At 51.0% G+C, this 10,747-nt stretch carries 13 protein-coding genes and 1 other RNA gene (1 of these 14 running past the window's edge); all 14 read left to right on the plus strand.

Going from position 1 to position 10,747, the window contains the following annotated elements:
* Positions 1-1,104: a rod shape-determining protein RodA gene (rodA, locus tag Dvar_RS08585; RefSeq protein WP_419661277.1), complete on the plus strand. Its 1,104-nt coding sequence runs from the start codon at positions 1-3 to the stop codon at positions 1,102-1,104.
* A gap of 71 nt (positions 1,105-1,175) precedes the next feature.
* A complete protein-coding gene (locus Dvar_RS08590; RefSeq protein WP_419661278.1) occupies positions 1,176-1,589 on the plus strand; it encodes a bactofilin family protein in 414 nt (137 codons plus the stop codon).
* Between the two features lie 137 nt (positions 1,590-1,726).
* Positions 1,727-2,152: an ATP synthase F0 subunit B gene (locus Dvar_RS08595; protein WP_419661279.1), complete on the plus strand. Its 426-nt coding sequence runs from the start codon at positions 1,727-1,729 to the stop codon at positions 2,150-2,152.
* Entirely contained in the window at positions 2,152-2,769 is a 618-nt protein-coding gene (locus Dvar_RS08600; RefSeq protein ID WP_419661280.1) for a hypothetical protein, read from the plus strand. Before Dvar_RS08595 ends, Dvar_RS08600 begins: the two co-directional genes overlap by 1 nt.
* Positions 2,769-3,320 carry an ATP synthase F1 subunit delta gene (gene atpH, locus Dvar_RS08605; RefSeq protein ID WP_419661281.1) on the plus strand — a complete coding sequence of 184 codons (552 nt, stop codon included), beginning with the start codon at positions 2,769-2,771 and terminating at the stop codon, positions 3,318-3,320. Before Dvar_RS08600 ends, atpH begins: the two co-directional genes overlap by 1 nt.
* Positions 3,320-4,837 carry a F0F1 ATP synthase subunit alpha gene (gene atpA / locus Dvar_RS08610; protein WP_419661282.1) on the plus strand — a complete coding sequence of 506 codons (1,518 nt, stop codon included), beginning with the start codon at positions 3,320-3,322 and terminating at the stop codon, positions 4,835-4,837. The genes atpH and atpA overlap by 1 nt, the downstream gene beginning before the upstream one ends.
* A gap of 52 nt (positions 4,838-4,889) precedes the next feature.
* Complete coding sequence (atpG, locus tag Dvar_RS08615) at positions 4,890-5,780, plus strand: ATP synthase F1 subunit gamma (protein WP_419661283.1); 891 nt, start codon at positions 4,890-4,892, stop codon at positions 5,778-5,780.
* Positions 5,781-5,801: 21 nt separating this feature from the next.
* Entirely contained in the window at positions 5,802-7,217 is a 1,416-nt protein-coding gene (gene atpD, locus Dvar_RS08620) for a F0F1 ATP synthase subunit beta (RefSeq protein WP_419661284.1), read from the plus strand.
* A gap of 16 nt (positions 7,218-7,233) precedes the next feature.
* Positions 7,234-7,647, plus strand: a complete 414-nt coding sequence (locus Dvar_RS08625; RefSeq protein ID WP_419661285.1) for a F0F1 ATP synthase subunit epsilon — start codon at positions 7,234-7,236, stop codon at positions 7,645-7,647.
* Positions 7,648-7,905: 258 nt separating this feature from the next.
* Positions 7,906-8,172 (plus strand): hypothetical protein, encoded by a 267-nt coding sequence (locus tag Dvar_RS08630; protein WP_419661286.1) that lies wholly within the window; start codon positions 7,906-7,908, stop codon positions 8,170-8,172.
* A 12-nt stretch (positions 8,173-8,184) separates the two neighbouring features.
* A complete protein-coding gene (locus tag Dvar_RS08635) occupies positions 8,185-8,478 on the plus strand; it encodes a cell division protein ZapA (protein WP_419661287.1) in 294 nt (97 codons plus the stop codon).
* Between the two features lie 108 nt (positions 8,479-8,586).
* Positions 8,587-8,766: non-coding RNA, 6S RNA (gene ssrS, locus Dvar_RS08640), on the plus strand.
* 150 nt (positions 8,767-8,916) lie between these two features.
* Positions 8,917-10,479, plus strand: a complete 1,563-nt coding sequence (rny, locus tag Dvar_RS08645; RefSeq protein ID WP_419661288.1) for a ribonuclease Y — start codon at positions 8,917-8,919, stop codon at positions 10,477-10,479.
* A 66-nt stretch (positions 10,480-10,545) separates the two neighbouring features.
* On the plus strand, positions 10,546-10,747 hold the beginning of the coding sequence (gene tyrS / locus Dvar_RS08650; protein WP_419661289.1) for a tyrosine--tRNA ligase. It continues 1,088 nt past the right edge of the window; the window shows 202 of its 1,290 coding nt (coding positions 1-202); it begins with the start codon at positions 10,546-10,548; its stop codon lies off the right edge, out of view.

The raw sequence follows: 10,747 nt of genomic DNA on the forward strand, positions 1-10,747 counted from the left end.
ATGTTTGATCGTCGTCTGCTTGAATATTTCGACTGGGGCCTGCTGCTTTTGACCCTGTCCATTGGTGGCGCCGGGTTGGTGGCCTTGTACAGTGCGGTATCGGCCGGTGCCATTGAACCCAATATTACCCTGTTTAAACGACAACTGGTTTGGTATGGCGCCGGCCTGGCGGTCATGGTCGGTTGTTTTCTTTTCGATTACAAACAGTTTGAGCGCTTTGCCAATGTCATTTACCTGGCCTCGATCGCATCGTTGACCGCTGTATTGTTTTTCGGCAAATATATCAGTGGTTCACGGCGATGGTTGCCGCTGGGTCCATTCTCCCTCCAGCCCTCCGAAATGGCAAAGGTGGCGGTGATTATCGTCCTGGCACGGTATTATGCCAAAATGATCCATACCGACGGGCTTAGCTTGAGGGACTTGATCATGCCGGCGTTGTTGACAGCGCTGCCCTTTGGCCTGATCGTACGCCAGCCGGATCTGGGCACGGCCATGGTCGTTGCCTTGATTGCCAGCGTGATGACCCTGTTTGCCAAAATCGAACGTCGAACCCTGGCCTGGTTGGCGGCGACATTGGTACTAACGGTTCCATTGGTTTGGTTTTTTTTACATGACTACCAAAAACAACGCATCCTGACTTTTCTGAACCCGGATCGTGATCCCTTGGGGGCAGGCTACCATATTATTCAATCCAAGATCGCCATTGGTTCGGGCATGATCACCGGTAAAGGGTTTTTAAAAGGAACCCAAAACGCACTATCCTTTTTACCAGAGCAACACACGGATTTTATTTTTTGCGTGCTGGCCGAAGAATGGGGGCTGATGGGATCGATGACCTTGATTGCGCTTTTCCTGATCATCATCGCCTGGGGCCTGAGCATCGCCGGGCGCTGCCGTGATCCTTTCGGCACCATCTTGTCCGTCGGCGTAACCGCCATGATTGCCTGGCAGGTGTTTATCAACATCGGCATGGTGATGGGACTGTTGCCTGTGGTCGGCGTGACCTTGCCATTTGTCAGCTATGGTGGCTCGTCGATTATCACCATGATGATGGGCGTCGGCCTGCTCATGAATGTGAGCATGCGCCGCTTCAAATTCGAATAGTCGTTTGGGTCGGTCGTACCGGGCGACCCGACCATTTGCTCGCACCACCAATTAAATTAGGGGGGAAGACAATGAAACGAAAAGATGCCACAGACCACATCTCAACGCTATTGGGCATGGGGACGTCCATTGAGGGCACCTTGGTTTTCCAGGACACCATCCGGCTGGACGGCAAGGTGGTGGGGAAGATCCTTTCCGAGAAAGGGACCTTGATTGTTGGCGAACAAGCAATCATCGACGCCGAGATTCAGGTGGGCACGGCAGTTATCAACGGCACGGTCAACGGTCATATCCAGGCTGCTGAACGAATCGACGTTCACGCACCAGCGAAAATCACCGGTGACATCCAGGCCCCGGTGGTATCCATTGAAACCGGCGTGGGCTTCAATGGAAAATGCACCATGACCAAGCCTGCCGGGCAACCCGTTAACCCCCCTCCAATCAAGGATCAGGCGGCGGATAAGAAGCCTGTGAAATCAGATTAATTTTTAAAAAACCTTTGACAATTCTGCAACGCTGATGGTATAGACCGCCGGAGTTCGTACCTTTCATAAGTTACATCATTCACAGACAATATATCGTTTTTTAAAAAATTTTAATCCTACTGAACGGAGGCTCTTAGATGGTAAGCGTCGATGTATCCATAGTTGTGCAAATTGTCAATTTTTTGCTTTTGATTTGGATTTTGAACATGGTGCTTTACAAACCCATCCGCAAGATTCTGCTGGAAAGAAAGGAAAAAATTACGGGGCTTCAGGGTGTGATCGACGGATCGGATCAGGCGGTGATTGAAAAGGAAAACGCCTATGCCGAAGGCGTCCGCCAGGCACGTGCAGAAGGACAGAAAGAAAAAGAAGCACTGATTCAGGCTGCAGCGGAAGAAGAAAAAGTGATCATTGGCAAGATCAACGAAGCCGCCCAAGCCGAACTCAAAGTCGTTAAAGAAAAGCTCGGCCAGGAAGTGGGAACTGTCAAAGCAGCACTGGAACAAGAAATAGACGCATTTGCAGATGCGATTGGACAAAAAATATTGGGGAGGGTTGCTTAATGAAAGTTCCAATTATCAGCCGGAAGCGTAACCGCATCCAGTGGATCCTACAACTGGTTCTGGTCACGCTTCTTTTGTTTGGGAGCACCGTTGTGATGGCTTCCACCGAAGGGGGGGAGCATGAAGGTGATCATGGCGCAAAGGGATGGGTGGCGACGGACACCTACCGGGTCATGAACTTTGCTGTCCTGGCCATCGGCCTCTTTCTGGTTCTTAAAAAACCGGTCGCCCAGGCATTGGGGGGGCGAATCCAGGGAATCAAAGAGCAGCTGCAGGATCTCGAAGAAAAGAAGGCGGCGGCAGAAGCGAAACTGGCCGAGTACAATGCAAAAATGGCCGAGCTGGACAAAGAGGCCGAAGCCCTGTTGGCTCAATATGTAAAACAGGGCGAAGATGCCAAGGCCAGAATACTGCAAGAGGCCGAGGCGGCCGCCGAGAAGCTCAAGGAGCAGGCCAGCAAGAATATCGAATCCGAATTCCTGCAGGCCAAGGAAGAGCTCAAGGCACAAATCGTGGAAAAGGCCCTGGTAAAGGCCGAAGCGATCATCAAGGAAAAGATCAATTCGGAGGACCAGGAAAGACTGGTGGATGAATACTTAGCGAAGGTGGTGGCATAGTGAAGAATCTGGCGATTGCAAGGCGGTATGCCAAAGCGCTCCTTCTGATCGGTAAAGAAGATGGTCAAATTGACACCTACCGTGAAGAACTGGACGCTTTTGCAAAACTGATCGAGCAGGAGAAGAGCCTTCAGCAGGTGCTGGTCAATCCGCTCTATGACGTTGATGGTCGAAAAAAGGTTCTGGCCCGTGTGATGGACCCGTTTAATATGTCCAAAACCATGACCACGTTTCTCCTTTTTCTATTCGATAAGGGGCGGATCGGCTTTTTAAGCAGCATCAATGACTTCTTGCAGAAGTTTGCTGATGAGCTGAAGGGTGTTGCCCGAGCTAGCCTGGTTTCGGCCACGGAACTATCGTCCGAAGCCATTGAAAAAATTCGATCAGCCCTGTCCAAGCGGACAGGCAAGGATATCATTCTGGAGGTTGAGCAGGATCCTGAACTGATTGGGGGCATTGTGACCCGTATTGGGGATTTGGTTCTGGATGGGAGCGTGAAGACGCAGCTGCTCAATATGAGAGAATCTTTAAAAAGGGGTGAGAGTGTCTAATGGAACTAAGAGCTGAAGAAATAAGTCAGATTATCAAAGAACAGATCACGGATTACGACAAGAAGATTGAGCTCAGTGAAACCGGTGTTGTTCTTTCAGTGGGTGACGGCATTGCCCGCGTCTACGGCCTGGAAAAAGCCATGGCACTCGAACTGGTTGAGTTCCCCGGCGGTATCCTTGGGCTGGTATTGAACCTCGAAGAAGACAATGTCGGTATCGCCATCATGGGCGAAGACACGGGCATCAAAGAAGGCGACATGGTCAAACGGACCGGCAAAATCGCCCAGGTACCCGTCGGAGAGCCTGTTCTGGGTCGCGTGGTCTCCGGTGTGGGTGAACCCATTGACGGAAAAGGGGCCATCGACACCAAGGACTACCGACGTGTAGAGATGGTGGCGCCGGGCGTTATCGCCAGAAAATCGGTTCACGAGCCCTGCTACACCGGTCTCAAGGCCATCGACGGCATGACACCGGTTGGAAAAGGTCAGCGTGAGTTGATCATTGGTGACCGTCAGATCGGTAAGACCGCCGTTGCCATTGATGCCATCCTGGCCCAGAAAAACACCGATGTTTACTGCATCTATGTGGCCTGTGGACAGAAAAAATCAACGGTTGCCCAGGTTCACGCGGTGCTGGAACGTGAAGGCGCCATGGAATACACCACCATCGTTTCCGCTTGTGCCTCCGACCCGGCGACCCTGCAGTATCTGGCACCTTACGCCGGATGCGCCATGGGCGAATACTTCCGTGATAAAGGCCAGCATGCCCTGATCATTTACGATGACCTTTCCAAACAGGCCGCCGCCTACCGCCAGGTATCCCTGCTGCTCAGACGTCCGCCGGGACGTGAAGCTTATCCGGGCGACATTTTCTACAACCACTCCCGCTTGTTGGAACGCTCAGCCAAACTGAGCGACGAGCTGGGTGCCGGTTCTCTGACCGCGCTGCCGATCATCGAGACCCAAGCCGGTGACGTTTCCGCTTACATCCCGACCAACGTTATTTCCATCACCGACGGTCAGATTTACCTGGAGCCGAGCCTGTTCTTTGCCGGTGTGCGTCCGGCCATCAACGTCGGTCTGTCGGTTTCCCGCGTTGGTGGTGCCGCCCAGACCAAGGCCATGAAGAAAGTGGCCGGTACCCTGCGTCTGGCCATGGCCCAGTTCCGTGAACTGGAAGCCTTCGCTGCTTTCGGTAGTGACCTGGATAAAGCCACCCAGGCTCAGCTGACCCGTGGTGAGCGTCTGGTGCAGGTGCTGAAGCAGCCCCAGTATCAGCCACTGTCTCACGAAAAACAGGTCACGATTCTTTATGCGGCAACCCGCGGCTACCTGGATACATTCCCGTCCGATACCTGTGCCAAATACGAGGCCGGTCTCTATCCGTTTGTCGAAGAACGCTTCCCTGAAATTTTTTCCAAACTGGAAGCGGCCCAGGACATCACCGATGAGGTCGAAGGCCTGCTCAAGAAAGCGCTCGAGGCCTACGGCGAAGAATTCAAAGACACCATTAAATAGGGTTTGGTAAAACTGCTTAAATTAGAACACATGCGATAAGGACGACAACTTTATGCCATCATTAAAGGATGTCCAGTTAAAAATCCAGGGTGTCAAGAAGACCAAGCAGATCACCAAAGCCATGAACATGGTGGCAACCTCACGGTTGCGTGGTGCGCAAGGGGCGATGGACGGATTTCGCCCCTATGCCGAAAAATTCTCTGAAGTTCTTGGCAGCCTGGCAGAAAAGGCCGGCGATGAAGCCAGCCCTCTTTTGATCCCTAAAGAAGACGTGAAGAAGATTCACATTGTTCTGTGCACGTCTGATCGAGGGCTGTGCGGCGGTTTCAATATCAACCTGACCGACACGGCTAAAAAATTCATCGCCAATAATACAATCGACGGTGCCGAATTCTCCTTTACCTGTTTCGGTAAGCGAGGGCGCGACTGGTGCCGTAAAACAAGCTACACCATGGCCGAGGAACATCTCGGTGTCGTGGGCGGCAAGTTCGGATTCAGTGTCGCTTCGACCGCCGGCAAAAAGCTGGTGGACGGCTTCCTGGAAGGGGAATACGACGAGGTCTACCTCATCTATTCCGAATTCGTGAGCATGGCCAAACAGCTTCCCACGTTGCAGAAGCTGCTCCCCATTCCCCCCATTGAAACGGAAGAGGAAGAGGATAGCGGCGAAAAGGAATACCTGGCTGAACACATCTGCGAACCATCAGCCGAAGAGCTGCTTGGTGATCTGTTGCCACGCAATGTCTATGTCCAGATTTACAAAGGCTTGCTGGAAACATCGACGAGCGAACATGCTGCGCGGATGACCGCTATGGATAACGCCACCAAGGCGTGCAACGACATGATCGAAAATTTGACCCTCGCATACAACAAAGCCCGGCAGGCAGCCATTACTGCGGATCTGATGGACATTGTCGGCGGCGCTGAGGCCCTCAAGGGTTAAAACAATTTAGGAGGCTGTTAAATGGCACAAAATATAGGTAGAATTACGCAGGTTATGGGGCCTGTCGTAGACGTGGAGTTTGAACAGGGACAATTACCGAATATTCTTACCGCACTGCTGATCACCAACCCGGCCATCAACGATGATGAAGACAACCTGGTGGTCGAGGTGGCCCAGCATCTGGGTGACAATGTCGTGCGTACCATCGCCATGGACGTTACCGATGGTCTGGTGCGTGGCATGCCGGTAAAGGACACCGGTGCACCGATCATGATGCCCGTGGGCGAAGCCAGCCTGGGCCGTGTGCTTAACGTTGTGGGACGGCCCGTGGACGGCTTGGGACCGGTCAGCCAGGAAAAGATGATGCCCATTCATCGTCCTGCCCCGCTGTTTACCGAACAGGACACCGAAGTCCGCGTCCTGGAAACCGGCGTTAAAGTGATCGACCTCTTGGTACCCTTTCCCCGTGGTGGGAAAATGGGGTTGTTCGGCGGTGCCGGTGTCGGCAAAACCGTTATCATGATGGAAATGGTAAACAATATCGCCATGCAGCATGGTGGTATTTCCGTGTTCGCCGGCGTGGGTGAGCGTACGCGTGAAGGTAACGACCTGTATCACGAGATGAAGGAAGCCGGCGTACTTCCCAAAGCGGCACTGGTTTACGGTCAGATGACCGAACCGCCGGGAGCCCGTGCCCGTGTTGCTCTTTCCGGTCTGACCTGTGCGGAATATTTCCGTGACAAGGAAGGTCAGGACGTGCTGATCTTCATTGACAACATTTTCCGGTTCACCCAGGCCGGTTCCGAAGTATCGGCCCTTCTCGGTCGTATGCCTTCAGCCGTTGGTTACCAGCCGACACTGGCCGTTGACCTTGGTGGTTTGCAGGAACGGATTACCTCAACAGACAAAGGTTCCATTACCGCTGTTCAGTGTGTGTACGTGCCCGCCGATGACTTGACCGACCCTGCACCGGCAACGACTTTTGCCCACCTTGACGGAACCGTGGTCCTTTCCCGTCAGATCGCAGAGCTCGGCATTTACCCAGCTGTGGATCCCCTGGACTCCACCTCACGTATCCTCGATCCCATGGTCATTGGTGAGGAACACTACCTGGTCGCCCGTCAGGTGCAGACCATGCTCCAGAAATACAAAGAATTGCAGGATATTATCGCTATTCTCGGTATGGACGAGCTTTCTGACGAAGACAAACTCACCGTACAGCGTGCACGTAAGATCCAGCGTTTTCTGTCACAGCCCTTCCACGTGGCTGAAACCTTCACCGGTACACCCGGTAAATATGTAAAGGTCGAAGATACCGTACGTGCATTCAAAGAAATTTGTGAAGGCGTCCATGACAGTATCCCCGAGCAGGCCTTCTACATGAAGGGTGGCATCGAAGAGGTTCTCGAATCTGCCCAGGAAATGGCCGAGGCATAATAAAGAGAGGCGATAAATGGCTGAAAACATAAGACTCGAAGTGGTTACCCCTGAAAAGTCTGTTGTCAGTGTAAGCACGCAGATCGTCATGGCTCCAGGGTCTCTGGGTGAATTTGGCGTACTATCCGGTCATACACCGTTTTTGACCACGCTGAAGACCGGCTCCCTGAAGTACAAAGACGAAAATGGCACCGAGCGATACGTCTTCGTCAGCAGCGGTTTTGCCGAAGCGCTCCCTGATCGGGTAACGGTTCTGGCGGAATCTGCAGAACGGCGCAAGGATATCGATATCGAGAGAGCCAAGGCTGCCCTTGAGAGAGCTGAAAGGCGCCTGCAGGAGCAGAACAGGGAAGCCGATATCGACTTTACACGTGCAAAAGCGGCACTGTTGCGGGCCATCAGTCGAATCCAACTCGCTGAAATGCGTTAGCATGATGTAGACAATACACCGCGATTACCAGCTCCAAGTATTTATTGCGACTTGGCTGGCAACACCAACAGTGAACAACGGGGCAGACCTTTACGGTCTGCCCTTTTTTTTTAAAGTTAGTGATTTCTATTTGTCACGATGACGTATCAAAATAACGAGAAACATAACGCCTGATTGATGGGTTGGAATGCACATGGTGAATTAGCTTGACTTAAAAACCATTGGCTGCTTATATTAGTTATCAAGGATAAAGATAAAATGCTGGATATAGAGGCAATTCTCCAACAATTCGAACTTATCGAACAAAAGGTGGAACACGTTGTTCAGGCACGGAAAAAGCTTGAAAAGGAAAACGAAGACCTGAACAACAGAATTAGACAACTCGAAAACCTGATACAGGAAAAAATAGAAGCCGAAAAGAAAAACGAGGAACTGATTGTTCTTGTTAGAGAGAGAATCGATAGATTGATCGGCAGATTAGAAGGGACCACAGAGGAACAGAACACCGACCTGCAGGATTTATAAAACGGACGCTAATTGGATAATACGGTTACACTGCAAATCTTAGGTCGAAAATTTACCTTCCAAACGGTTTCGGACATGCCCGATGTTGAAATAATTGTGGCTAACTTCGAAGATGCTGTCAGGAAGGTTAAGTCCAAGTTCGCGGATAAGCAGGTAAATGTCGATAAAGAAACGATTTTAGTGCTTACTGGATTGAATATCGCGAGTGAACAGTATAAACTTCAAAAAAAGGTTCAAGACGCGTTAAACCGTATGACCGAGAAATCTGCAGTGGTTCTCAGCGAACTAGAAAAAGCGATCACCTAACGTTGGGCTAACATGATGATTGAAAAATGAAAGCATGCGATGACTGCTGATGAGCGAACCGACGTTGGTCACAATTTCTATAATCGTGATTGAAAATGCGTAACGGCTCAGCCCCTGCCGTGTTCGTGATTGGATGGTGAACTTTGACCCAACACTCACAACTCGGGAGCCCTCACTAGTTTTGGTGAGCAAGTTCTGCGCGTACAGAAAAGCCTAAAGAAACTACAGGGCGCCCACCTGATCCTAAGGATCAAAGGCCTGCCAACACGGCACAATGGTGGGGGTTCCACCACTGCTTTTCACGACTCCCTCCCTCTTTTCTGCGCGGGCACATTTCGCCCAAAAAAAACAAAAATGACAATGAGGCCAACGGGTTTTGCCTGATCGTCGGGCAACAACCCTTATTATATAGGTAACGTTTAACACTCGGAGAGTCACATGGATATATATACTTTTCTGATCGCTGTTGTGTCGATTGGTATCGGCTGGGGTGCAGCGGTTTTTATCAAGGGCGCACTGGGCACCCAAAAAATAAAAGATGCTGAAAACGAAGCCGTACAGATTTTAAAAGCGGCTCGAACCAAAGCGGATGGGTTGATCAAGGAGGCTGGCGTAGAGGCCAAAGATCTACTGTTTAAAATGAAAAGCGAATTCGAGGCAGAGGCCAAAGAGACGCGTTACGAGCTTAAAAAGCTCGAAAGGCGGTTGATCCAAAAAGAAGAGAACATAGACCGAAAAGCCGAGAACCTCGAGCAACGTGAAAGTGAAATTAGCAAAAAAGAACAAAGCCTCACTGACAGAGGCAAAACGCTTTCCGAAAATGAGGAAAAATACAATGCGCTGATTGATGAACAGAAAATCCAACTTGAAAAGATTTCATCCTTGACCGCGGAGCAGGCTAAGGAACTTCTGATCCGTGCCATGGAGAACGAGGCGCGTTACGAAGGTGCCAAGCTGATCAAACGGATTGAAAATGAAGCCAAAGAGGAGGCCGACAAAAAAGCCAAAAAAATTATGGCGACAGCAATTCAGCGGTATGCCGGCGATTTTGTGGCCGAGCGCACGGTTTCCGTTGTTCAATTGCCAGGCGATGAAATGAAAGGGCGTATTATCGGTCGCGAAGGGCGAAATATCAGAGCCATTGAAGCTGCCACGGGAATTGATTTGATCATCGACGATACACCGGAAGCGGTTATTTTATCAGGGTTTAATCCGGTCCGTCGTGAGATCGCCAGATTGTCCTTGATCAAACTGATTTCAGATGGCCGAATCCATCCGGCGCGTATCGAAGATGTGGTAAAAAAGGTTGGCCAGGAGGTGGACACGGCCATCAAGGAAGCCGGTGAACAAGCCGCCTTTGATCTCGGTGTGCATGGGATCCATGGAGAGCTGATCAAGTACCTGGGACGCCTGAAATACCGCACCAGCTATGCCCAAAATGTGCTCCAACATTCGGTGGAAGTGGGGGTACTGTGTGGGATCATGGCTGCCGAATTGGGGTTAAAAGAGAAACTGGCCCGCAGAATGGGATTGCTTCATGATATCGGTAAGGCCATCGATCATGAAGTGGAGGGCCCCCATGCGGTGATCGGATCAAAACTTGCTAAAAAATTCGGTGAGTCCGCTGGGGTTGTTCACGCCATCGCGGCTCACCATGAAGACGTTCCTCCCTCATCGGTTTACGCCTTGCTGGTTCAGGCTGCGGACGGGTTGTCCGGAGCCAGGCCGGGAGCAAGAAAGGAACTGCTTGAAAATTATATTAAACGGATTGAGGAGCTGGAAGGCATCGCCAACAGTTTTAAAGGTGTCGCCAACACGTATGCCATTCAGGCCGGTCGAGAGATACGGGTAATTGTTGAAGGTGAAAAAGTGTCGGATGAAGAGGCGGTTTTACTGAGCCGAGATATCGCCAAAAAAATCGAAGAATCATTGACTTTTCCCGGCCAGATTAAGGTGACGGTCATACGCGAGACGCGAGCCGTTGAATATGCCAACAAATAACCAAGAAAAGCATGCGGATTTATTAACCAACTTAGAAATAATGGGCTTTGAAAGGTTGCCGGTATAATGACAAATGTGATTGATATTCTCACGGAACGCGGATTCATTGAACAGACGACCCATGATAAGGAATTGCGTGACTACCTGAGTGCTGAAAAAGTGACTTGCTATATTGGATTTGACCCCACGGCATCGAGCTTACATGTGGGCAGTTTGGTGCCCATCATGTCGCTTGCTCATATGCAGCGGTGCGGGCATCGTCCGATCG

The organism is Desulfosarcina variabilis str. Montpellier (assembly GCF_048565275.1).
Lineage (GTDB): Bacteria > Desulfobacterota > Desulfobacteria > Desulfobacterales > Desulfosarcinaceae > Desulfosarcina > Desulfosarcina variabilis.